Origin of the sequence: Mycoplasma sp. 125 (assembly GCF_051549845.1) — a bacterium.
Lineage (GTDB): Bacteria > Bacillota_I > Bacilli_A > Mycoplasmatales > Metamycoplasmataceae > Metamycoplasma.
Window position 1 is genome coordinate 683,499 of sequence record NZ_CP196079.1, and the last position, 25,965, is coordinate 709,463.

General features: G+C 27.3%; 21 protein-coding genes. 16 read left to right on the forward strand and 5 right to left on the reverse strand.

Annotated elements, in window-relative coordinates:
- Positions 1–67: 67 nt before the first annotated feature.
- A complete protein-coding gene (locus ACSH4Z_RS02810) occupies positions 68–1,633 on the reverse strand; it encodes a M28 family metallopeptidase (RefSeq protein ID WP_438340471.1) in 1,566 nt (521 codons plus the stop codon).
- Between the two features lie 393 nt (positions 1,634–2,026).
- Between ACSH4Z_RS02810 and ACSH4Z_RS02815 the strand changes: the two genes are divergently transcribed.
- Genes ACSH4Z_RS02815 through ACSH4Z_RS02825 form a run of 3 tightly spaced genes read left to right on the forward strand, consistent with a single transcriptional unit; the run spans position 2,027 to position 5,208 of the window.
- A complete protein-coding gene (locus ACSH4Z_RS02815) occupies positions 2,027–2,617 on the forward strand; it encodes a hypothetical protein (RefSeq protein ID WP_438340472.1) in 591 nt (196 codons plus the stop codon).
- Position 2,618: 1 nt separating this feature from the next.
- Complete coding sequence (locus tag ACSH4Z_RS02820) at positions 2,619–4,436, forward strand: MAG3240 family lipoprotein (protein ID WP_438340473.1); 1,818 nt, start codon at positions 2,619–2,621, stop codon at positions 4,434–4,436.
- Entirely contained in the window at positions 4,423–5,208 is a 786-nt protein-coding gene (locus ACSH4Z_RS02825; RefSeq protein ID WP_438340474.1) for a hypothetical protein, read from the forward strand. The genes ACSH4Z_RS02820 and ACSH4Z_RS02825 overlap by 14 nt, the downstream gene beginning before the upstream one ends.
- 93 nt (positions 5,209–5,301) lie before the next feature.
- Here the strand turns inward: ACSH4Z_RS02825 and ACSH4Z_RS02830 are convergent, their stop codons facing one another.
- Complete coding sequence (locus tag ACSH4Z_RS02830) at positions 5,302–5,817, reverse strand: hypothetical protein (RefSeq protein WP_438340475.1); 516 nt, start codon at positions 5,815–5,817, stop codon at positions 5,302–5,304.
- A gap of 213 nt (positions 5,818–6,030) precedes the next feature.
- Here ACSH4Z_RS02830 and ACSH4Z_RS02835 point away from each other — a divergent pair, with 213 nt between their 5' ends.
- Entirely contained in the window at positions 6,031–7,770 is a 1,740-nt protein-coding gene (locus ACSH4Z_RS02835; protein ID WP_438340476.1) for an MIP family Ig-specific serine endopeptidase, read from the forward strand.
- Positions 7,771–7,993: 223 nt separating this feature from the next.
- Here the strand turns inward: ACSH4Z_RS02835 and ACSH4Z_RS02840 are convergent, their stop codons facing one another.
- From ACSH4Z_RS02840 to ACSH4Z_RS02850, 3 genes are read right to left on the reverse strand one after another with little or no spacing between them, the layout of a single operon-like run.
- Complete coding sequence (locus ACSH4Z_RS02840; RefSeq protein WP_438340477.1) at positions 7,994–8,392, reverse strand: hypothetical protein; 399 nt, start codon at positions 8,390–8,392, stop codon at positions 7,994–7,996.
- Complete coding sequence (gltX, locus tag ACSH4Z_RS02845) at positions 8,383–9,774, reverse strand: glutamate--tRNA ligase (RefSeq protein WP_438340478.1); 1,392 nt, start codon at positions 9,772–9,774, stop codon at positions 8,383–8,385. The genes ACSH4Z_RS02840 and gltX overlap by 10 nt, the downstream gene beginning before the upstream one ends.
- A 2-nt stretch (positions 9,775–9,776) precedes the next feature.
- On the reverse strand, positions 9,777–10,454 hold the full coding sequence (locus tag ACSH4Z_RS02850; protein ID WP_438340479.1) for a hypothetical protein: 678 nt from the start codon (positions 10,452–10,454) through the stop codon (positions 9,777–9,779).
- A gap of 112 nt (positions 10,455–10,566) precedes the next feature.
- Between ACSH4Z_RS02850 and ACSH4Z_RS02855 the strand changes: the two genes are divergently transcribed.
- The 12 genes from ACSH4Z_RS02855 (at position 10,567) to ACSH4Z_RS02910 (ending at position 25,961) form a co-directional block, all read left to right on the forward strand.
- Entirely contained in the window at positions 10,567–12,582 is a 2,016-nt protein-coding gene (locus tag ACSH4Z_RS02855) for an Mbov_0121 family peptidase domain-containing ABC transporter (protein WP_438340480.1), read from the forward strand.
- Between the two features lie 46 nt (positions 12,583–12,628).
- A complete protein-coding gene (gene ybeY / locus ACSH4Z_RS02860) occupies positions 12,629–13,081 on the forward strand; it encodes an rRNA maturation RNase YbeY (RefSeq protein ID WP_438340481.1) in 453 nt (150 codons plus the stop codon).
- A gap of 24 nt (positions 13,082–13,105) precedes the next feature.
- Positions 13,106–13,993 carry a GTPase Era gene (gene era, locus ACSH4Z_RS02865; protein WP_438340482.1) on the forward strand — a complete coding sequence of 296 codons (888 nt, stop codon included), beginning with the start codon at positions 13,106–13,108 and terminating at the stop codon, positions 13,991–13,993.
- A gap of 1 nt (position 13,994) precedes the next feature.
- The gene (locus tag ACSH4Z_RS02870; protein ID WP_438340483.1) at positions 13,995–15,638 is read left to right on the forward strand and encodes a hypothetical protein; all 1,644 of its coding nucleotides are present in this window, start codon (positions 13,995–13,997) and stop codon (positions 15,636–15,638) included.
- Between the two features lie 17 nt (positions 15,639–15,655).
- The gene (locus ACSH4Z_RS02875) at positions 15,656–17,038 is read left to right on the forward strand and encodes an ABC transporter ATP-binding protein (RefSeq protein WP_438340484.1); all 1,383 of its coding nucleotides are present in this window, start codon (positions 15,656–15,658) and stop codon (positions 17,036–17,038) included.
- On the forward strand, positions 17,028–17,891 hold the full coding sequence (locus ACSH4Z_RS02880; RefSeq protein ID WP_438340485.1) for an ABC transporter permease: 864 nt from the start codon (positions 17,028–17,030) through the stop codon (positions 17,889–17,891). Before ACSH4Z_RS02875 ends, ACSH4Z_RS02880 begins: the two co-directional genes overlap by 11 nt.
- Positions 17,884–18,747 (forward strand): ABC transporter permease, encoded by an 864-nt coding sequence (locus ACSH4Z_RS02885; RefSeq protein WP_438340486.1) that lies wholly within the window; start codon positions 17,884–17,886, stop codon positions 18,745–18,747. The genes ACSH4Z_RS02880 and ACSH4Z_RS02885 overlap by 8 nt, the downstream gene beginning before the upstream one ends.
- A gap of 1 nt (position 18,748) precedes the next feature.
- Positions 18,749–20,503, forward strand: a complete 1,755-nt coding sequence (locus tag ACSH4Z_RS02890; RefSeq protein WP_438340487.1) for a hypothetical protein — start codon at positions 18,749–18,751, stop codon at positions 20,501–20,503.
- A gap of 145 nt (positions 20,504–20,648) precedes the next feature.
- Positions 20,649–21,992, forward strand: coding sequence for an asparagine--tRNA ligase (gene asnS, locus ACSH4Z_RS02895; protein WP_438340488.1), 1,344 nt, complete (start codon positions 20,649–20,651; stop codon positions 21,990–21,992).
- A gap of 11 nt (positions 21,993–22,003) precedes the next feature.
- A complete protein-coding gene (locus ACSH4Z_RS02900; RefSeq protein ID WP_438340489.1) occupies positions 22,004–23,008 on the forward strand; it encodes a hypothetical protein in 1,005 nt (334 codons plus the stop codon).
- Complete coding sequence (locus ACSH4Z_RS02905; RefSeq protein WP_438340490.1) at positions 22,999–23,658, forward strand: RDD family protein; 660 nt, start codon at positions 22,999–23,001, stop codon at positions 23,656–23,658. Before ACSH4Z_RS02900 ends, ACSH4Z_RS02905 begins: the two co-directional genes overlap by 10 nt.
- Positions 23,659–23,747: 89 nt before the next feature.
- Positions 23,748–25,961, forward strand: a complete 2,214-nt coding sequence (locus ACSH4Z_RS02910; RefSeq protein WP_438340491.1) for an ATP-dependent helicase — start codon at positions 23,748–23,750, stop codon at positions 25,959–25,961.
- Positions 25,962–25,965: the final 4 nt, after the last annotated feature.

Here is a 25,965-nt window from a genome sequence, read left to right on the forward strand (position 1 = left end):
AAATTAAACAAAAAACATTACCTGCTTAGTAATTAGGTAATGTTTTTTGAAAACAAGGATTTTTAGCTTATAGCTTAATGTAACTAAAGTTATCGCCATCAATTTTATGTAATGATGTTACTGTTGCCTTTAAAGTTTGAAATACAGTATCTAGTTGTTTATAAAATTTTGGACCAATGTTATCATTAACCCATTTTAGAGTATCTAAATCACTGTGTCAAATATCTCCAAGGATCGCAAAATCTTCTTTCTTTAATCCATCAGGTCAATCATGAACAATTTGGCCATTTTCTAATTTTCTTTCTTTTAATTTTTCTATTGTTTTACCGTCTTTTAATACCCAAGCCTTAGGATTAATAGTTTGAGCATAGCCATCATATAAACCTGATTTTGCCTTAATTGCAAAGTTTGTTGATTCAACATAAGCCACTGGTAATTTAGCGATTTGATAGAATGGAGCATGGTCTGATCAGTCTCCAGTTTCACCTTCTTTATATTCGGTTTTAACAAATTGCGGATGAATTTTTAATTCTTGATCAGCATCCTTTATTTTGTTAGCTCTTTCTTTTGAAAGCATGTTGATGTGGTTACGTAGTAATGGAGATAAATTTCATTCATCCTTTTTAACCTTGCCAACGTCATTCAAATCATCAACAGTATTAGGAGAGTGAATATACATATAATCACCGCCTGCAACTGTATCCATATTAATCATTCCTAAAGAATTATCACGTAATTCATTTTTTTTGCCAGTTAAGAATTGTTTTACGAATGCTTCTGAACCTAGTTTTCCAAGCTCTTCACCATCAACAAAAATTAAATGTAATCTAACACTTAGATTATCTCTATTTTTAGGATCTGAGAAATACTTTAATAAATTTAAATTAACAGTAACACCGGTAGCATTATCAGTTGCACCTCATGAAACACCTTTTGGTCCTACATTATTCATTGAGTCGTAGTGAGAAACAATGTAAAAATCTTTAATTTTTCTTTTACCATTATCAGTTAATTTAGCACTTGGGTTAATTGTTACCACAATATTATTACCCACATTATTGTATCCTCCACCACTAAATGCAAATAAAAAACCTTGTGTAAAGAAGCCATCATTCTTTAAATTTTGCTTCATTGAATCAACTATTGCTTTATCTTTGGTTTCATCATATTGCACAGTTCTTTTATGTTCATATTTAGGATATGTGATTCCATTTGGAGTGTAATTAGTATAACCCATATCTGCGATTTCTTTAACTAAATATTTATATGCATAATAGCTACCATAATTATTAACTTTTTGATCTACTTTTTCGCCAAATTTGTATAGTAAATTCTTTTCAACTATTTCTGTTGTTAATCTTTTATCTTTTTCTAACTTTATTCCATCATTCAAAAGTTTTTTAGGGTTGTACTTAAGAGTTGTCGTTGCTAATGATGCTTTTTTAAAGTTATTATCATCTCCTGCTTTTCTACCATGAACAGTAGTCAAGAAATTTGTAAATGTATTTCTTAGCCCTACTTCATCAGTGGATTTTGGATTATTTGGATTTGAACATGAGATTGCCATTATTGGTAGTGCAATGCCAGTTAGCGCCCCCCCCATGTCAATTAGTCCCTTAATTGAACGTTTCATAAACTATTTCCTTTCTTAATTTGTTTTATATTTGTACAAAATAACATTCAGCAATTTGTAAAATATAAATATATTTTAAACTATATTATTTTTTTATACACAAAAATCGACCAGATTAAACAAAAAAATATTTATAATAAATATATTAATAATAACGATTTTTCAATTAAAATTAAGATATCTTTTAAAAAAACATGATGCAAACTTCTTAATTAAATTAAGCAATATTCGTTTTCCAATATAAGATTTACATAATAAAAATATTAACAGTTTGACAAATATAATCTAGTTGTGCTTTAATAAATAATGCATATTTTCCAAAATTTCAGTGTTTTATTTTTTTATATATCTTTTCTAAAAAGTTTATAATTATGTTAAAAGAGGTATTAGATTATGAAAACATTTAAAAAGAAGAAGACTATATTGAAACTTTTTTTATCTGCAACGCCTGTTATTACAGGAGCTATTTTGCTAACTAGTTGTAGTCAAACTACAAATAAACAAGAAAAAGATAGCGGTGTTCAACAAAACAATAGCATTGATGCTTCTATTAATCGCGATGGTTCTTTAATTGGGGAAGAATTGCGAGCTAAAGTAAATGATACAATTGCTAACGCTAACTTCACTATGACTGACAAAGCTAGGGATGAGTATAGCAGCCTTACTGACGATATTGCAAGAGATGAATATATTAATGGTTTATGAGAAAAAATTATAAAATGATTCTCTAAAAATCAAGATTCAGATGATAAAGATAAATTCTTTTTTACACCTGAAGACTTACGCAATGCAGATTTTAATGAATACATAAAAGTTTATATTCCTAATTTAGAATATTTTGCTGGAAACCATAATGTAAAATGCTACTTCGGTTATAATAGCGAAAAAAGAAATATTTTTTACTTCTTTAAAATTAAATGTTTGGATGGAAAGCAAACTGAAGGGCATGGTTTTGTAGATTTAACACTACCTATTGATAAATAATATGAAAACAAGTAAATTAATACTTGCTGGAATAATTGGAAGTTTAGCGCTTCCAATTATTTCTATATCATGCGCAAGACAACAAAAAATTCTAATTGATGAATCAAAAATTAACACTAAATACTTATCAAAACTAAACGCTCAACAACTAGCATCACTGCACAATTTTGAACCCATTTTTATTAATCAAAACCAATCTAGCAAAACTTATTTAAAATATTTGGGTCAAGTTAAAAAGGTTACAAATAACAATGAATTAGAATTTAACCCCACTCTCAAATTTAAACCAGAATTCAAATTGCAAAAATCGTGAAAACAAATAAGAACCAAATATGATAATTACAAAATAGAACGGACAAATAACTCTACTTTTAAAAATTTTGATGACTTATTTACTCAATATGACTTTAAGGAAATAAGAAAAGCAGGAGGATATTCTAACCTTTGATTTTATTTCCTTGCTAACAAAAACAAAGATACAGATTATTATCGCGTTTATGATCCATATTTTTTTGATTTTCAAACAGTAATATTTCGTCTTGTTAACGATATAAAAACAAACAGTGGATTAATGAATAAAAATTCCCTTTTAAATAAAGCAGGTGAAGCCTTTATTACGCGTAATATTTTTAACAATGAATTCATTCAAGCTAGTTCTTGATTAAGGCCTGAAAATGAAATTTTTAGAAATACATTTATTAATTTTCTTATTTTATATTTAAATAAATTTGACCTTAATATTAAAAAAATTAACATAGATTGAACAAAGGCAAGAGTTCAGGAAAATGATTTTTCAAACCAAAGTTTTATTAGTTTTCAAATTGAAGACATTATTGATTTTGATGATAAAAGCATTGTAAATAATGCAATTAAAAATAAAACCTTTTATATTAATGGTTTTAGAAATTATGCCACTGAACAAAAGTTCGGTGTTGGCAATAATGGTCTTAGCGAAACACTACCTTTATTTAATGATTATGTAAAAAATCCATTTTTAATCATAAAACAAAATGAAAACATAAACCTAGGAAAGGATATAAATTCATTTATCAAAGGCTATAATAGCATCGATTATTGAAACTCAAGAGGTTTGGTATATTTATTTTCTAATTTTAAAGATTACCTAGAATTCGATATTCCAGACATATATAAAAATATTGATGAAAAATATAAAGTAATAGATATTCAATTTACAAATTACTATGAAACTAGCCAATTAATCAAAATGATTATTAGGGTTTTTAAAAAAGATAAAACAACAAAAGACTACGTACTATTAAGTTCAAACTTTGACGACCATGGACACTTTTTAAAGGCTATATCAACTAAGCTGGCAGCTGTTGATAAATTAGAAAGTAGCGACTATGCAATATATAGAAAAGAAAAAAAACCAACCTTCAACGGCATAAAACTAGATGATTTTGTTAATAACCCCTTATTTAATTCGCTAATAAATTATGCCTTAATAAATTGAAAAAAACACATTGTTAATCCGAATAGCAATACACAGGATCAATTAAAACTCTTAACTGCTTATTTAAACAATTACCTTCTTGCATATGCTCTCGAAATTCAAAATTCAAATCTTAATAGCGGAATCAAAAAGATAGAATTAGCCAAAAATGAAACCGTTGGAGATGAAACTACTTTAAAATTTTATTTTTACAAATTTAACTCAGAAAAAGATTTTCTTTACAAAAACAAGGGCGAGAAACCTTTTTACTATATAGATATAAAAGTAAAAAATTTATTTGAGTTTAGTAACGAAACACCAGTTTTTACAATTGTTTCTAAAGGACACTATAATGAAAAAATATAATATTTTAGCTTCCCTATTAATTCCTTCAATCGGGTTACTAACTATCTCATGCAACACAACAAGCGGCATCGAAATAAAATCGTCAAAAAATGTACAAGGTTTTAAGGCAAATGAAGATCTCAATCCCTTAGAAATGCAATTTGATAAAAAAATAACAAAAACCGCTTTAGAAATAAAAAAAACAATGCGGACTTTTAATTATGCTTACTATACCTTTTTTGAAAACTATGATATAGTCAAGGATAAACTAAAAGAATTAATTGAAGAGCAAAGTATAAGTCAAAATAAGGATGGGCTAACAAAATATTACAATTCTTTTTGACATAACAAAAAACCTGAATTACTCAATGATTTTTCAAGACTGCTTGATGATTTTTACAATCTTTTTAATTCAGCTATTAAATCTCTATCAAATCTTAATTTTTATTTAGAACAATTCAAATTTGATAATGATAACCTAAAAAAACTGACAAAAGACCAATATACTAGCAAACTAGATGATGATTTTAAACAATATATCTATAACAAGGATTTTGCTGATAACATCTACGCAGCTAAAAAAATACCAATTAAAAATTTAATGATTGCCTTAAAAGAAAAACTAGCGCAAATATCAACCATGATAAAGAAACAAGAACTTAAAAACTTCCTAAATGAATATCACAAGGCAAAAATTTTCATTTATGACAATATCAACCATGTAAATCTTGACGTTAATATTGATTTAATAATTTCTAATCTTGAAGAAAACAACCAACAAGAATTCTTTTAACTTTTACTATAGGTCTAAAAAAATATTAAATATAGCTTGTAGTCCAATTGACTGCAAGCTATTAAAATAAATAAAAAACTTAAGAGAAAAAACTTAATCAATTTCCATTGGGATTTTTGCATTAACTTCCTCGTTAACACGTAAATCAAAACAAATTACATCATAAAATAAATCGATCTGTCTCGTAATAGTATCAACCTTAAATCTAATATCAATCCGATGAGATTTGCTAACTTTTGTTATATCGGGTTTATGAAGAAAAAAATACTTTTTAAATTCAACATCATTAGCAATCTTATCACCATCATCATGTTTCTTATTATTGTATTTTTTATTAAGCTTTTCTATTACTTGAATAAATCTCGCCATTGCATTATCTTGCTCGGCATTATATTCTTTTTGTGCTTCATCAGATAACCTAAAAACAAATTCATTTCTAATGCTTGATAGTTGCGAAGCATTAAGTAACATAGGTTTTTGTCGCTGACTATCATCTATTTTATTAGAATTAGCACATGATATCAAAACAGGACTAATTGCTATGCATAACCCGATCGATAAAAAACTTAATTTTTTATTAAATAAAGATTTTCTTATTATTGATTTCATAACACATATTTTAATACAACAAAAAATTATGTTTTATTTTTTTAAAAAAGAGCATACTTATGTTTTTATTTAAATATTTTTTAAATACTAAAATATTTTTATTAATTATTGTGTAAAAAACAAGATTGGCCAAATTAAGGAAACCTAAATTATTTTATTAGAAAAAATAATATAAAATTATTGTAAAAAATAATAAGTAAAAATAGGAGCAATATGAAAAAGAAATTATTATTACTTAGTTGAATTCCTACATTAGCACTGTTAACCACTTCATGTATCGAAACTAAACAACCAAACCATGAATCGAAGTCTGAAGATGATAACAAAAAAGAAAATAATGATAATACAAATACTGATTCTATAAATTCAAACAAAAAATCAGAAAACCAAGAGCCAATTCCGTTACCGTTGCCAACACCTAAGCAACCCGAAATTTCTAAAGAGCAATCTTCGCCGGAAAATCCATTAAATCCGCATAGTAAAAAAGACAATAGCACCCCGCAATTGCCTCAATTCCCTATAATACCGCCAAACTTCCCAGGATTGCAAAAACCAAAACCAGCAATTAATAAACCGGAGTTAGGGATAAAACAAACTGAAGCATATAGAAAAATATTAGACAGATCTTTTGCTATTTCATTTAATACCATTACACAAAGTCTTGATGATGGAAAAAGAGATAAAGATGAAATTCCTTTCTTATCAACTGGAACTGGTTGAATACTTGATTATGCTTGAAAAAATGGAGTTGAAAATTCTGAAGAACTAATGTTATATATAGCAACAAATGCTCATGTATATCAATATGCATACAATGCATTAGACAATAAATTAAAAGAAACGTTTCCGGAATATTTTACTAGCGAAGAGCAAAAAGATGCTAGAGTTGTTTCATTTGGTATTGGCATACCTTTGGGTGATGCTAATTTAGAACCTATCGAGTCAGGAAAACACGAAGGCAATGAAAATATTGTTAGCTATTTTATAAATTCAAATGATCAAAAATATAAAAAAGATGTAAGAGATGTAAAACTTGTTGGAGATCAAATTTTTTCAAATCCAAAAACTGTTTTTGTCGCAACGGACTTCTTTGATAAGAAAACAAATGAAGAAATATTAAAGAAGCATCCAAACTATCAACCTAATATCAATAAAACTCAAAGAATTGGAAAAGACTTTGCTGTATTTGCTATAAAAATTAAATTCAACGAACTTAAAAAACAAGCCGAAACAAATCAAGATTTAAAGAAATTACTAGAACATATTAATAAAGGCATCAACAGTATTAATAATGATGTAACATTATTTTCATCAAAGCAATATCCTAACCATGATAAATCAAAAGTTCCCTATATTACATATGACTACTACTCAGCCTATCTTCACAAGGAACAATATAAAAACCTTGATAGCGAAAATGAAATTTTAAGTCCAAATGCAAAAAGAATATATATAGCAGGTTTCCCTTCTGATAATGATAGTGGAAATAATCAATACTTCTGAAAAAACTATCCTAAGAACATAAAAATCGAAGATTACACTTTCACAAATAAAAGCTTCTTAAGTAGTGCGCCAGTCGAAAATCTATTATCTGAAAAAACCATATCATATGGCATCGGTGTGCAGGCACAAGTTCTAAATAGCAGTTTATATTATGGGGCAAGTGGTTCTCTTGCTGTAAATGAATTTGGAATGCCTGTTGGAATATATTCATCTCTTTCAGCACTAACCCCCAACATTAAAGATACAACAAAATGAGGCGCCTTTACTTTCTTAGTTCAAAATTCCAATGATTTATTCTATGGACCAAAACATAATTTAATAGATGGAAGTAATAAAGAGTTATATCCAAACCAAGAAAAATCTTTCAGACAAAATCTTAAAATTTTATCTAAACAAGATGATTTCTTTAAAGGCTTTAATAAAACAGTTTTATTTGAAAACGGTGTATAGTTTCTTTTTACACAAGGATTATCAAAAAATACAAAATCCCTCTTATAAACTTTTTAAAACTATCTTCAAAATCAAGGTTTTTAATTTTCACATTCTTAAGGTATTGTAGAATTTCTAAAATTAACCCTAATTATTAGGAATCACATTTAATTTATTCCTGTGTTTCCCACTTTAAGTATAAAAAAATAAAAATCTAATCGGAATTATCGATTAGATTTTTTGTTTATTCAAAGACTAGTTTAACAGTGTTTCTTACAAGAATTTTTTTTGATTGTAAAATATCATACATAAATGATATTTCTTTATTAGATATTTTTGTTTCAATTAAATATATATCAATATGAATTTGCTGAATGTTGTTTGTCTTATTCTTTGGATCAAATGAAACAATAAGTTTATTGGGCACAAATTCATTCTGCTTCATTTCTAAATATTGACCGGCATATGAGATTCTTACTTCATCATTTTTAATATCTAAAATACAGTCCATAACTTTTTCATCAGTAAATTCAATATGTGTAAATTCAGTGCTATTACTTTCTTTAAAATCGACAAAATCAGTCTCCACTTTGCTTAATATTTCGCCTTCTTGTTCTGAAATTAAAATATATTTTAGCTTCATTTTTTTAGTCTTTCAAATACAATGTCTTTGCCAAAAAGATAGATAGCCTTAGCTAATTCTGGTCCATGCTCCTCATATGTTGCAGCAATTCTAATAGGCATAAATAAATCCTTACCTTTTACATTTAATTCCTGCTTTGTGTGTTCAATACACATTTGAATGTTTTGAATATCAAAATCATTTTGATGCAATAATTTACTAAATGTTTTTACAACATCTATATTGGATATCACCAATGTAGTATTATCTTTTGGCTTGGTATATATTTTTAAATTATTTTTGATCTCATTGATTGTTGACGCTGATTGCTTGTAAGTTTCAACAAATAAATTGTTTCATTCGTCAGAAAATGGTGAATTAATTAATTTTATAATTTCTTGGTTTTCCACTTTTTTCATATATTGTTTTGAAAATCAATCCATCTTAACTATATCAAATTTAGAAGGTGATTTAGATAACCTTTCTGGATCAAATTTTTCAATTAATTCCTCATGACTCATTATTTCTTGGCTATCTTTTGAAGTTCAACCTAATAAAGATAAAAAGTTAAAAATTGCATGGCTGTTATATCCCTCATTCTTGTAATCTTCAATAAATTGCTTCAAAGTTTTATCTCTTTTTGAAAGTTTTTTACCTTCCATATTAGTAATAATGGTTAAATGTCCGAATACAGGAGGAGTTCAATTTAAAGACTCATATATTGCTAATTGCTTAGGCGTATTTGTTATATGTTCTTCGCCTCTTAGAACATGGCTAATTTCCATTTGGTGATCATCGACGACAACGGCAAAGTTGTATGTCGGATAACCATCGCTCTTGATAATAACAAAATCACCAATATCATCGCTATTAACTTCTATTCAACCCCTAACTAAATCGTTTCATCCATAAATAGTATTTTTTTTCAATCTTAGCCTTATTGAATATTCATTATTCTCATCCCTGCGTTTCTTTTCTTCATCAGAAATTTTCAATCAATTAGGGTCATATCTAAATGAAGCAATTTTAGCTTCCTCTTGTTCTTTATGCTGTTGCTCTAATTCCTGTGAATTATCATATGCCTTATACGCGAAACCTTTGGCAATTAACTTATTAGCAATGTCTCTATAAATTGCTAATTTTTCAGATTGTCGATAGTTGCCGTATTTTTTATTAGGTTTTAGCGGGCTTTCATCTGGTATTATACCCAGTCAAGCAAGGTTTTCAAGCTGACTCTCTTCCCCACCCTCGACATTTCTGGCAACATCAGTATCTTCTAATCTAAAAATAAAAGTTCCATTAAAATGTTTTGCAAATAAATAATTAAATAGAGCGGTTCTAGCACCGCCAATATGTAAATAACCTGTTGGACTTGGGGCGTATCTTGTTCTTATTGTTTTCATAATTATTCCTCTTCAAAAAGTAAAACTAATGGTTCAGTAACATCTTGTCAAAAACCTTTTAACGAAGGTGAAGTATTTCTAACAAAAGCTCATGGTGCTTCTTCAATTTCAGGGCGAGATTCTGGAAATCGAGATTTTGATGGACTAATAACATCATTAATAAAATTAGGTGCTGCTTCAACATTTTTTCTAATTCAATATAACATAATAAAAACTGCCTTAGGGTTATGTTTATATTGAGAATATTTGGGAATAGCAGCGCCAGGAATGTTTGCGACTAATTCATCATATCTAAATGAAAAAAGGCGATAATCATATTGACCGGATAAATTAGCAAATTTTAAAAACTGAAAATCAGGTTTAATCTTATAAACATGAGATGTATCATGTGTATTATTTAATTTCCTATCATTTGTGAATAGCCTATATTTATCATCAAACTGGCTAATTGGATTGAATAAACGTTTTGAATTTAATTCGTAAAATGAACTAGCACTACGTTTTTTAATTATTTTTTCTCCTTTTTCATTTATGCTAACAAAATTTGGATCATCAACAATTGATATAACCGGTAAATCAAACGTGCAAGCCGCTGATAAAACAGAGGGAGCTAAGATCGCGCCCAATGATCCTAATAAAGAAAAAATTAACATTTTTCTTTTAATTTTAGATTTTTTCATAATTATTAATTTTACTAAAATTTAAAATTTTAATGTTGTTAAGTAATTAGAATTTCTCTTTTTTTTCTTTATTTAGACATAGTTAAAATTAAATAATGAAACAATTGAATATATGAAAATTCGGTTCCAAGAAGATATTAAAGATTGTGGACTTTATGTATTACAATCATTACACAAATTTTATTGAAAAAAATGAGTTGATATAAATTTTTTAAAATATGAATCAACCTATTCTGAGGATGGGATTAATATTACCAACCTTTGTTTGTTGGCTAGTAAAATTGGCCTCCATACAGAAGCATTTAAAATTGAATGAGAAGAAATATTAAAACTCAAAACTTCTTTTCCATTAATTGCTATTTCAAAGATAGACAATTTTCTACATTATGTAATTATTGAAAACATAAGTGATAATTTTGTATTTACTTTAGATTCAACAAAAGGAAAAAGAAAAATAGAGATTAAGCAATTTAAAAAACAATTTACTGGCCTAATTATAATAGTTAAAAAACAGCAAGAATGTAATCAAAAAAATATTTATGAAAAGTTTTTTTCTTTTAAATTTAAACTTAATTTAAAGTCATTAGTCATTGGCGTCCTATTTAGTTTCATTACTATCTTTTTAAATTTTTTACTTTCATTTATTAATAAAAATATATTTGCAAGTATTCAACAAATAAAAATATCAGAAGGACAAAAAACAATAATGTTTTTCTTTTGAATTTCAATGGTTTTGCTTGTTGTTTCCTTATTAAATAATTTTTTATTAACAAAATTAAAAAATTTAATATCAACAACAATAAAAGAACAATTTATAAATAGCGTTGAAGGAGCGGAATACAAACAAATTTTAAAAATTAGCAAGAATGAAATTCTCTTAAGATATCTATCAATTGAATCAATAGCCGGTTTTTTATCGTTTATGATTTCTTTTATCTCTTCCTTTTTATTTTCTATTATCTTAGTTATACCTTTATTATTTTTTATAAAAATAAAATTCATATTAATAGTAATACTTGTTAATATAATTAAGACCTTGATTAGCTATTTTATAAACAATAAAATTAGCCATTTATCAAAAAAGCTAACACAAAAAAGCGTTGAAGAAATAAATAAACTTTCGTTTATAGTAAAAAATGAAGATTCTTATGGACTAATGCTGTGAGAAAATTTTGAAAAACAAAGTTTTTTAAGCAATATAAAAAGTTATAGAAATGTTGATCTTAATATTAATAAATTAAGTTCAATAAAAAATTTAATTTTAAGGTTTTTAAATTTGATAACCACAATAATAATTTATTGCTTTTTTTTATTACAAAAAACATCTAACCTAGGCCAATTATTTTTTATTTTGCAAATACAAACAATTATTTCTGAACCAAGCAATAATCTTCAAGAATTTTTTATAGGATGAAAAATTTTTAAGAACGGTTCAACTAGATTAAATTTTATAATCAATATTCCACAATCAAGATTAAGAAATTCTATTAATAATATAATAGATTTAAAAACAATTAAATTCAAAGGGCTTTGCTTTGGATTTGAACGTCACAATATAATAAATGATTTGAATTTTATTATTGATAAAGGTGCGAAATTGCAAGGCCCAAACGGTTCCGGAAAAAGTACTTTGTTTAAATTATTAAGTGGTTTTTATTTAAATTACAAAGGGTCAATTATTTTTAATAATATTGAAATCAAAGAGATAAATAAGTCTTGATTTAAGGAAAAAATTTATTTTTCAGGCAATGAATTTAATATGCCAAACATAGATTTATATACATATTTATTTTCAGATGTTAATAATAAGGAAAAAGAAAAAATATTAAAAGATACAGATTTCATCAGTGTTATAAATTCGCTAAATATAAATATATTTTCTAATCTACTTTTAAACTCAAATAAGTTTTCTATGGGACAAAAACAAATTATAAAATTATTGCCTCTATTAATAAAAAAATATCAATTGGTTTTGCTTGATGAAAGTTTTGAATTTTTATCACAGCAAATGTTTGAACTTATATCTAGATTAATATGTAAAAAACAAGAAAATTCTATTATTATTGAAACAAGCCATAATAAAAGATTTTTACTAAAAAATTCCCCAACTATTTTTCTAAAAAAATAAAATTCAATTTTTTTCATTTTTTTTGTGTTAATTTATAATTATTTTTATGAATAAATTAACCATTAAAAATAACAGTTTTAGCACGTTTAAATTTGAGAAAGATTTTTGCAATATACTCAATGAAGCAAAGGTAGAGTTTAATAGTACAAAAGATTTGTCTGTTGACCTTCTTTTTGTTAATAGATTCAAAATGAAAAAACTTAATAATTTGCATAGAAACAAAAACTATACAACTGATATTTTAAGCTTCCCACTAGAAGCAGCTAATGAGTTAGATTTTCTTGAAAATTTAGAGCTTGGTCAAATAATTATTTCGCCATGAAAAATAAAAAAACAAGCAAAAAAATTTAATCATAGTTTAAAAAGAGAATATTGCTATATTTTTGCCCATGGAGTTGCACACCTTTTTGGTTTTGACCACCAAACAGAAGCAGAAACTTTAGTTATGAATACACATGTAGAAAACATTATGAAACGTTTAAACATCACTAGATATTAATAAAAATTTTTATGAGGTTTATAAATGAAAAAAATTTGTTATGTTGGTTTAGTAGGAAGACCAAATGTAGGAAAAAGTACGCTAATAAATAACATTTTAGATTTTGAGTTAGCAATAGTTTCCAATGTTGCCCAAACAACAAGAGATAATATTAAAGGTATATACAATGATGATGAAGTCCAAATAATTTTTATTGATACCCCTGGAGTCCACAAGGCAGAATTCTTATTATCGGAAAAACTAAATCAAAAAAGTTATGAAACAATGAAGGCTGTTGATATTGTCTTATTTTTAACGCCAGCTAATGAAGAAATAGGAAAAGGCGATAAATTTATTATTAACAAAATTAAGGAAACAACAGATAGCGAAATAATAGCAATAATAACTAAAATTGATTTAATTGATAACAAAATAAAATTAGATGAAAAAGCTCATGAATTAAAAAGTTTAGGAATTAATACCGTTTTGGGTATTGGCAAAGATTATAAACAATCCTATATTGATTTAATTGATGAAATTAAAAAATATTCTTATGAAGATGATTTGCCTTTTGAGGAAGACCAATTAAGCGATGTCTCTCTTAGATTTATAGCTAAAGAAATTATTAGAGAATATGCAATTAAAAATTTATATCATGAAGTGCCGCATTCAATCGCTGTGCTAATTGATGAATTTAAAGAAAATGATAGCAAAACAATTCCGTATACAATTTCAGCTACTATTTATGTAAAAAGCGAATCACAAAAAGGTATTGTAATTGGTAAAGGGGCACAAAAAATAAAAACAATTTCAATGTCCTCAAGAGAAAAAATCGCCAGTGTTTTAAAACATCCTATTAATTTGTTTTTAAGAGTTAAAGTTGATGAGGATTGAGTGGATAAAGAGGAAAAAATTAAGAAAGCTGGATATTAAAATGAAAATTCAAATAACTCATAAATTAAAGCTTTCACTCCTCTTTATTTTAATCAGCATTATTTTTGTAGTTTTTATTATTATACTTTTTTTAAAAATAAGCAACCCTTATAAAATAAGTATTTATAACTATGAATCATACCTTAATAAAAATACTATTAACAAGATCAAAAAAAACTATTCATATCATACATTTAAGAATCTTGATGAATTTACAAGAGCAATAAAAAATAAAAAAGCTGTAGCAGGGGTAAATTCTGATTATCAAATAGCTCAACTTATCGTTGAAAACAAATTAAAAAAGATTAATTTTAAAAAAGTTTTTGATGTTAATTATGATGCAAAAAATAAAAAAGAGATCATATTAAATCTTTATACTAATGACGTAAAAAAACAATTTGATTTTTTTGATAGTTGAATAATACAGGAAATAAAGAGAATTAATCCAAATAATAAAATTGACAAGTTAAACTTTAAACCTTTTCTTTATTATAAAGATAAGGAAGTTATTGGCTTTGAAGCAGATAATAAAGAAGGTATGGACCATTTTTATGAATTTTTAATTCCTTATTTTACTCTTGACAAAGGTATAGCCTATAATCCTGAAAATTCAGAAATTTCAAAATCTACAAGAAATAATATTAAGGAAAATGCTGATTTTAGTGATATTAAAGACGGAAAAAATTGATTTGATCTAATAAATTCATTATCAAAAAAATATAAAAATCCAAAATTTTACTGAACTGATTGATTTCTTGACAATGCCATGATTGGTCAATTTTATAAAAATCTAATTGACAATGGAAGCCAAAAAAACTCATTCGGAAAATGAAAGGATTTAAACAAAGAGAACTACAAAAATATTATTGATCACTTTGCAAAATTTGTCAATGTTTCAACTGGCAACAATATAAAAGACACAAAAAGAAATAAACTTATAACTGATGGACAGGAAATTGTATCGGGCATAATTGAGCCAGCACGTGGAAAAGCTGATGTTGCAATAATGTATAATGGCGATGCACTTGATGCTTATTATGGAAAGGATAACTTTGCAAATTTAAATCAAAGTAATAATATATCGTTTGTTCGGCCTAAAAATACATATAAAAATATTGATGCATGAATCATTTCACAAGACACAGATGATAAAGAATCAGACGCTCTTCTAGAAACACTAAAAAACCTTGTTTTTGGGGATGTTAGTTTAAGCTACCAACAAATATATAATAAATACATAAATAATGTTTATAAAGAAATTAAAAATAGTGGGATTTCAGAAGAAGAAATAGAAAAAAATCTTTTTAACAAAAAAGATAAAAATAAAATTGCCAAATCATTAAAAGACATTGATTTATCATTTTATAAAAAATACTATAGATTTTTTAGAAATGCCTTTTCAAACGAAAATTTACAAAATGTTGCAAACTTTGATGTAATAAATTACACACCTAGTTTTAAGACTATAAAGTTCTTTTTATTAGAAACTTATTTCATTGATAGCAATAAAAATCAAGATCAAAAAGCAATTTCTATTTTTGATATAAAAGAAAACAAAGACATAAATTTTAGACCATATCAGCCGCTCAATCCTGAATTGAGAACAAAAATGATTGATTACTATTATCAAATAACCAAATCATAATGGTGAAAGGAATAATTATGGAAAAAAAGAAAGTTAAAAAGACAAACTCAGCAATCATTGAACTTGTTGATGTTGTTAAAGAGTTTGAAGACAAACTAGTTTTAGACAATGTCAATCTTAGTATCGAAAAAGGTGAATTTATTACTCTTTTAGGACCTTCTGGATCTGGCAAAACTACTATTTTAAGAATTATTGGTGGTTTTGAATGGGTTACTCGTGGAGAAGTTAAACTTCATGGCAAGGATATTAAGGATCTTTCTCCACATAAAAGGGATGTTTCTACTATATTCCAAGACTATGCCCTATTTCCGCACTTAAATGTTGAAAACAATATTAAATATGGTCTAAGACTTAAGAGAATTAACAAAGAAAATCTTCCAAAATCATTTCATAATAAATTAACACTGCAAAGAAGAAAATGAAGAAAATTTGCCGATCAAAAAATGAAAAATCTCGACAAAGAATTCGAATTATATGAAAGAGAATTAAATAATAATTCATCGCTTTCAAAAAGAAAGAAACAAAAATACCAGCAATGAATTGATGATATGGATTTTAAATATTCATATTGAGAAAACTATGTTGACTTAAAAACTGAGGCATTTGAAAAAAGATACCTAACTAGAAAAATTACTAATGAAGAAATGGACAAAGAAGTTAAACAAATTATGGATCTAGTTGGCTTAAGCGGCAACGAAAAGAAAAACGTTAACTTTTTATCAGGTGGTATGAAACAAAGAGTAGCACTCGCAAGATCACTAGTTATTGAACCCGAAATTCTCTTATTAGACGAACCATTAAGTGCTCTTGATGCTAAAATAAGAGAAAAAATGCAAACTCTTTTAAGGGACATTCAACAAAAGCTGAAACTTACTTTTATTTTTGTAACTCATGACCAAAATGAAGCACTGCAACTGAGCGATAGAATTGCTGTTATTCGTGATGGAAAAGTAGAACAATTTACCACTCCGAAGGAACTTTATGATTTTCCAGTTAATAAATGAGTAGCAAACTTTATTGGAGATTCAAACTTTTTTAACGCTACTTTCATAAAAGCAAACAAGGTAAAATTTATGTCAAGGACTTTTGACACTATTCATGACGAATTTGAGCCCGGGGAAAGTTTGGATGCCCTAATAAGACCAGAAGATATTATTATAACAAGAGTAAAATCAAAAGCTAAGCTAACGGGAGAAATTATAAAATCAACCTATGGAGGCAGCTACTATAATTATGAGGTTCAATGTAAGGATAAAATTATTTATGTAGAAACTTCTTCAAAATACGCTGTCGGCAAAGAGGTATTTTTAGATTGGGATATTGATGCTATCCACCTAATGAAGAAAGATAAAAAACTTGAATTATTAGAAAATGAATTAGGTCAAACAAATGAAGTCTAGTACAAGAAAAGTAAAAAAAATCAAAAAACTTTCTTCACCGATGTCAAAATTGCAATTTACATTTATAGTTCCATATGTTGTTTTTGCGGTTTTATTTATTATCCTACCTATGGTGTTTGTATGCATTTATGCATTTAAACCGTTAGAAGGACAAACAAAACTAGAAAATTGAGAAATTGCTCTAAAACCTTCAACATGGGTAATAATAGGAAGGTCTCTGCTGACTGGATTATTTGCTGCAGCTGTATCGCTAATAATCGGTTTCCCGTATGCATATATTGTTTCAAGATCTAAATATAAGATTATTAAAATATTGGGTTTAACTCTAATTCTTAGTCCCTTAGCTATTTTTACAATATCAAAAGCTTTAGCAGTTAGAGGTTTATTCTCGGCAATTTTTGATGAAAATCAGCTAAATAACAATTTCTTTATTGTTTTTGGTATGGTTTATCTTTATCTACCATTCATGGTTCTACCATTGTACCAGGTTATTAAAGATATGCCAAATAACATTTTGGAAGCCTCGGAGGATTTAGGGTATTCAAAATTTAAAACAGTTTTTAAAGTTATAATTCCTTACACATCCAAAGCAATATTAAGTGGTTTCGGAATTGTTTTAATGATATCTGCAACCTCTATTATTATTTCAGACAAACTCCTACCAAATGGCAGTCAAAAACAACTAATTGGTAACCTAATAAACCAGTTTGCCAACACAGCCAACCCGTTTGATTTAGCAAATTCTTCAACATTAGTTATTATCACTCTTGCAGTTCTATTATCAATATATGCAATCATTTATGGAATACCATTCTTAATTAGAAAAAAAAGACAAGGAGGAAATTATGACTAAATTTAAAAACTTTTTAAAATATTCATATGTTTTTGTGATTCTTGCTTTTCTTTATATACCAATAATTTTTGGAACGATTTACAGTTTTAATTCTCCTTCAGATAAAGGAATTTTTTCAGTAACAACTTGAAATAGAACTTCTTTTGATGCATACAAGGAACTGTTTTCTAAATCACATAGTCTAGCATTTGTTAACTCATTTCTTCTTGGGATCGCAACTTCTGTCCTTGTTATTAGTATCTCCTTACTAACTGTTTTTGCTCTATGAAGACACAAGAATAAAGGGGCAAGATCTTTTGTGCAAGCAACCTCAAATGTGCCTATGATAAATCCTGACGTTATTACAGGATTGACACTTGCTATTGTTCTAAACTTCTTATTTTTTGGAACCCTAAAAGCAACGAGTGAAGGTTTTTTTAGATCTATTATTGGACATACTGTTATGTGTCTTCCATATGGAATTTTAATAATGCTACCTAAAAGTGATAAATTTTCCAAAAATATTTTTGAAGCAAGTCAGGATTTGGGATATTCAAAATTCAGAACATGATTTAAAACATATTTTATTTATATGCTAGGATCTATAATCTTTACATTTGTTATGACTATGACTTTGTCATTTGATGATTTTATTATTACAAGAATTGTTTCTAATACGGAAACGTTAGGAACACAATTGTATGAAGGTCAATTTCAGGCATGATCGCTGGCTATTGGTGCAATATCGCTTCTAATAGTAATATTTATAAATACACTATATATTATTTTTAAAGGAACACAAAATAAATTAGCTAAAAAATCCCTAGTTTTAAGTAAAAAACAAGCACAAAAGGATTTTTATAAGGAGGTCTTATAAATTGAACAAAAGAATTTTTAAGGTCTTAATATTTATACTTTCCTTTTTTGTTATAACCATAATTTTTATTTTTGCAATCTCAATTAAACTTTCAAATAAGTACCGGCCAAGTATTTATAATTACGAATCTTATTTAGCGCCTTCTATAAAAGAAAAACTAAAAAAAGACTACAACTATAAAGAATTCAAGGAAATCAACGAATTTACCCAAGCATTAACCCAAGACAAAGCGATCGCTGGTGTTGGAAGTGATTTTCAAACAGCACAACTCATTATAGAAAAAAAAGTCAGAAAAGTTGATTTTGCTAGATTATACGGAAAAAGTGATGCCAATGACTGAAATGTTAGAAAGTTTTTTTACACAGAAAATGTTAGAAAACACCTTGAAAACTTTGATAATCTAATATACAATAAGCTAGTAAACCTGCCTAAACGAGAATTAGATTCAAAAGGTTTTATTTTAGACAAAAATAAAAAACTTTGAAAAAGTAATACTAGCGCCCAATGAGAACATTTTTATGACTTCTTTATACCGTATTATGCGCAAGACAAAGGAGTTGCATATAATGTTAATAAAAATAGTAGACCTAATTTAACACTAAACAATTCCTCAATTCAAGAATTAGAAAACAAATCAATGCAACTCGATTGAAATCAAATTTTTGATACCCTAAAGGAAAATAAATATCAACATATTGGTTGAACTAATGCATTTGTTGATAACTTAATGATTGGGGCCATTAATTATAAATCACGAGACAACAAAAATTGAAAACAATTATTCACCTTCAATGGAGAAGGAAAACTCTTTGACTTTAACGAGAATAATTACAAGCTAGCAATTGATTCTTTCGTAGAATTTGTCAAAAATTCTTCTGGTTATGATATTAAAAACACAGCATATAATCACCTAAGTGGCGATGGATTAGAATTGCTTAACTACCTTATTGAACCAAAACAAGGACGCTCAGATTCATCAGTTATTTATAATGGCGATGCCTTAGACGCTTATTATTCAGAAGATAATTTTGCTTCAGTTGAAGAAGGAACAATTAGATTTGTGCGCCCTAAAAACAATTATTACCTTGTTGATGGTTGAATTATATCCCATAAACTAAGTGATGAAGACACTTCCAAATTTTTAGATAGCATTAGCTCTTTGATATATAATAACAACAACGTTATTATCAGATCGGCCGAGAGCATTGAAAAAAGATTGAAATTACTAGAAAAGCGTTTCTTTGAAACATTAAAAAAATTCCTGACCAATGAAGACCTAAATAGCTCCATCGATACTTTAACGTTAATTTTCAACAGTGATAGCAGACAAGAAATTATCAAACTTCTTTCAAAATCACAAAAATTAAAAAGCATTGATTGAAACAATCTAGAAAATTGAAAAAAATTCTTAAGAAGTTTTAGAAGTGAAATTACTGAGGATAATATTGAATTTTTACGAATTATAAGAAATAATTCTGATAAGGGAACAGATATTTTTTCAGATAGTTTTGAAGAAGTTTTTACTAAAAGCGACTTAGGTGAACTAATAAACTTTGAATATATTTCATATACACCAACAGATCTTTTAACATATAAATTTTTAGATGAATGGTATTTTGGAAATGATGAAATTGCCAAATCTATTTTCAAGCAACCCTCGACAAATGAGAATTATCATTTATTCACATATCCAATTATCGAAAACAACCTGCGAACAAAGATTGCAGCCTACTATTTCGAAGCAACAAAATCATAAATAGGTTAATCCTATTTTTTCTTTTAAATTTAAGAATAAAAACATTTAAACATTTAATAATGTTATCAAAAATTAAATAGTAACAAAATTTAAGTATAATTATAAATTATAAATTAGATTAAAAGAATTGGTTAGGAGCAATGTTATGACAATTAAAAAGTTATTACAAAACATTGAAACAATAAGAGAAAATGAAAAGTTTGAGGTTAAAGGTTGATTAGTTTCTAATAGAGGAAATGAAAAAATTAGATTCTTAACTGTTAATGATGGGAGTACTGTTGCAACATTACAAATAGTAGTTAAAGGGGAAATGATTCAAAAACTCAATGTCGCGCAAATTTCACTAGGAACCTCATTAATTGCTAGAGGAATTATTCACCTCACACCAGATGCCCAACAACCGCTTGAACTTATTTTAGAAACATTAATTGTTATCAATCAAGTTGACAACGATTTTCCTATACAAAAAAAAGAAACTTCACTTGATTTTTTAAGAGAAATTCCTCACTTAAGAAATAGAACAAGCTTATTTAAAAGTATAATGTTAATAAGAAATACTCTTTCTTTTGAAATCCACAAATATTTTCAAGAACACGAATTTCTTTACATGGCATCACCAATTATCACTTCAAATGATGGTGAAGGAGCTGGCGAAACTTTGTTGGTTGATGATGAAACAAAAGAGTACTTTTTCAAGCAAAAAGCATTCCTAGGAGTTACGGGGCAACTTCATGCTGAAGCATATGCGGCTAGTTTTAAGAAGGTCTATACCTTTGGGCCTACATTTCGAGCCGAAAATTCGCACACATCACGCCATTTAGCTGAGTTTTGAATGATTGAACCTGAGGTTGCTTTTTATGAATTAAAGGATATTATTAACCTTGCAGATGATTTATTAAAAACTGTCATTAAAAACACCATAAGCAAACATTTAGATGAAATGAAGGTATTGCAATCTTACAATCCTGATCTACTGGAAACATTAAATAGATTTCTTGATAACAAACTAACGGTTATTGATTATAAAGATGTGGTTGAAAAACTTAAACCTTTTAGCGACCAATTTGAAGAAAAAAACATTTTTTTTGGTATGGATCTAGCTTCAGAACATGAAAAATTCCTTTCTGAAAAAATTGTAAATGGGCCAGTCGCTGTTACAAATTATCCAAAAGATATTAAAGCTTTTTATATGTACCAAAATGATGACAACAAAACTGTTGCAGCTTTTGATTTATTAGTTCCAGGGATAGGGGAATTAATTGGCGGTAGTCAAAGAGAATCAAGATATAGCAAACTTGTTCAAAGAATGCATGACTTAAAAATTTCACAAGAACCCTTGCAATGATACATAGACTTGCGTAGATTTGGATATGCACCATCAAGTGGTTTTGGGATTGGTTTTGAAAGACTAGTGATGTATGTGACAGGTATTGCTAACATTAAGGATGTCATCCCCTTCCCAAGAGTTGCTGGACAAATTAAAATGTAACAAGGATATTAATGAAAAAAAATCTAACTATAATTATTCCTATTTACAACGTAAAAATACCTCTAAATGAAATTTTTTACAATATCTATAAACAAAAATCACAAAATTTTAATATCATTTTGACCTTTGATAGACCAAAAGAAAAGGATTATATAGAAATTGATAAACTACAATCAAAACTAGGCGAAAGGTTAAAAATTATCTTTAATTCGGGTCATCAACATTTCGATGTTGTAATAAAACAAGCTTTAGATCTTATTGAAACCCCTTATACGTTCATTCTTTACTCATATGCCAATTTAAAAAATGAGTTTATTCAAAGATTTGATAATTTTATTAAATCTTCGCCCAAAAAAGCAGATTTCATACAAGTTCCCGGATATAACCAAGTAATAAACAAATTATTATTCAAGTCAGCCCACTTATCAATGTTAGGTTTAGTCAATTTAGAAACCAATAAACTACCTTTTATATTAACTAGCCCTTTTATGTTCAATTCAATTGTTAAGACAAATATTTTAAAGAAAGTTTTTTTCTTACCTAAAACAAAGGATCTCAATCTAGAATATTCACCCAATCCTGTTTTTCAAAGCCTTCTTTATTCAAAAACATATGCTTTTTTTGAAGACACATGAATCATTAATAATAATGATAATCCATTAATTTTTAACCCTAAATCCTTGACTCGCAATTGAAATAATATATTCAATTCCTTTAATACAATAGATATTGAAACTAAAAATGCTCTTGAATTGGCTAAATGTCTAAATTATTGCTATTATATTGCTGCAATTGTCGGCTCATTAAAACATAATAAGAATCCATTAGATGAAAAAACACTAATTAGCATTAAAAACTCTCTTATTCAAGAAATTTCAATACTAAGACCTTTTTGAGTAGAGCAACTCCAAGCAAATCATTTTTTTAAAGAATTTAATATTCAAAAACTTTATGATTTAACGTCTGGTTTTAGTAAAAAATGAGACCACATTATTAAAAAATTTATATGACCATAAAGCAAAATGTTAAGGCTAATTTTTGAATAAGATTATTAGCTACATTAATTGATCTTCTTATTTTCATAGTTTTAATTGTAGCAACTTCTTTTATAATATTCAATTACAAAAAAGCTGAATTTCGCACACAAAGTACCACACTAAAAGAAATATACTTTCGCCTTTGGTTATTATTGATGATTTTTTTATGTATATTTGAATACATTGTTATTCCAACAATACTAAAAGGCCAAACAATTGGAATGTTAATATGTAAAATCAAAATTCTTTCCGATGAAGAAAAAAGAAGAACTTCCAAATTTATTTTTGATCGGCAAAGACTATTTGCATTCTTATGAATTTTTGTTTTTATGAGTTTCATGTTAATGTCTACTGATGCATTTTTAAAAGCTGCTCGCGGTGGAAAATTAAATAATGTTGAAAAGCTTGTTGTTATATTACCAACAGCACTAGCTACGATTTCTATAAATCTTCAAATACTGCTAATTATTTCTGGTATTTCATCAACAAGACTAAGTTGAAATGATAAATTATCGCGAACAAAAACCGTTTGAAAAAATAGATATGAAGATATTATTGAAGATGAAAATTTAACGTTTAAAATTAAACCAAAAAAACGTGAACTTCCTAAAATCAATATCACAAAATAGCCAAAAATTAAGGCTATTTTTTATTACTAAATATTAATAGGTTTAATTAGGTTATAATTATAAAGTATATTTAATTATAAGGGGTGAAGATGATAGAACTAGAAAAACTAAATAAACAACAACGAGAAGCAGTAGAATACAATGACGGACCACTTCGTATAATTGCTGGTGCTGGTTCAGGAAAAACAAGAGTTTTAACATATAAAATATCTTATTTAATTGATGAATTGGGAATAAAACCTTCACGCGTTTTAGCTCTAACTTTTTCAAACAAAGCAGCAAATGAAATGAAACAGCGCGTTATCACAATGGTTAATAATCCTGAACAACTTCCTGTCATAAGTACTTTCCATGCTATTTGTGCAAAAATATTAAGATATGAAATTCATTTGCTAGGTTATGAGAACGATTTCCAAATTATTGACGAAATAGACCAAAAAGCAATCCTTAAATCAGTCTATAATGAATTGGAAATATCTAATAATGAATTCAGTTATAGTTCAATCATTTCATTCATTCAAAACAAAAAGAATTCATTATTTGAATTTTTAAATATTGAAAACGAAAATATTGATACATCTTTATCTCTACAAGAAAGAAAAGCTATCGAAACAAAGGAATTGATTTACAAGCATTATCAAGAAAGATTGCAACGATCAAAAGCGCTTGATTTTGATGACTTACTAGTTTTTGTTTACAAACTTTTTTATGATCCAAAATATGAGCATATAGCCAACAAATGGGCTAAACGATATGACTATTTATTAATTGATGAATTTCAAGACACAAGCATTATTCAATACAAAATACTACAAAAACTTTGTTCAACAAATAAATTAACAATTGTAGGAGATCCCGACCAAACAATCTATAGTTGAAGAAATGCTGATATCAATATAATTATTAATTTTCACAAGGATTATCCAGATGCTATCACAATTAAACTTGAAGAAAATTATCGATCAACTAAAAAAATTCTTTATCACGCAAATAAATTAATCATTAAAAATAAATTAAGACTAGAAAAAAACTTATACACAGAAAATGAAGAAGGAGAAGATGTTGAATTTTACTGTGGTCATAGCGAAGAAGCTGAAGCCCGGTGAATAGCACGAAAAATTTCAGAATTAAAACGTTCGAGAGTGCAATTAAAAAATATTGCTATTTTATTTAGAACCAATAGCTACTCAAGAGCAATTGAAGAAGCTTTGATTAGAGAAAGTACAATATACAAGCTTTTTGGCTCAATCAAATTTTATCAACGTGAAGAAATTAAAGATGCTTTAGCATACTTAAGAGTTATTCATGATGGTAGTGAAATTATGCTTCTACGTATCATAAATAAACCTTCAAGAAAAATTGGAGAGGTAACCGTTGATAAGTTAATTGAATTTGCAAGAAATAAAGGTACAACATTATTCAATGCAATTGAAGCGCATATTGATGAACTGCAAGAAACTTTAAGTATTTCAACAACTACACTTCAAAAATTAGCTTCACTAATTAATGATATTCGGTGAGCAAGAGCAGCCTTAAAAACTAATTCAATAAGCAGCACGCTCAAAGAGTTTATGTATAAAAAAATAAACTATTTTGATACATTTAAAATTTCCGAAGAAGATTATGAATCAAAACAAGAAAATTTTCAAAGTTTAATAAATGCTATTGAGTTATGGGAAAAAAACAATTCCCACGGTACTATAGATGAATATCTACAAGAAATTACACTAATAACAGATAGAGACGTCGAAAACGATGCAACAAGTTTTGTTTCATTGATGACAGTGCACAATGCTAAGGGATTAGAATTTGATTATGTTTTTATTTGTGGGCTTGCTGAAGGTTTATTCCCTCTAAAAAGAGCAATTTCTATTTCACCAAGTAAAGATTTTACATTTTTAACTAATTCAAATACACATGAAGAAAATATTGAAGGTCTTGAAGAAGAAAGACGGCTTGCATACGTTGCAATTACAAGAGCTAAGAAAAAGCTTTTCCTTTCATTTGCAATTAATAGATCTGGTTTTACTAAACGTAGCAGGTTTTTATCAGAGGCAGGTATAAAAGAACAAAATGGTTCTGTAACACTTGCAAATGATTTTTCTATTGCTGAAGAAAATCACCAAAACAATAGCCATTTAGTTGTCGGAGATTATATAATGCATAAAATCTATGGACGCGGTGAAATTATTGATATGGTTGACTCAATAATTACTGTAACCTTTCCACAACAAAAAACCACAAAACAATTTGAAAAATCGCATCACTCAATTAAAAAATGAGATGGTGACCTTAATGACTAAGGAG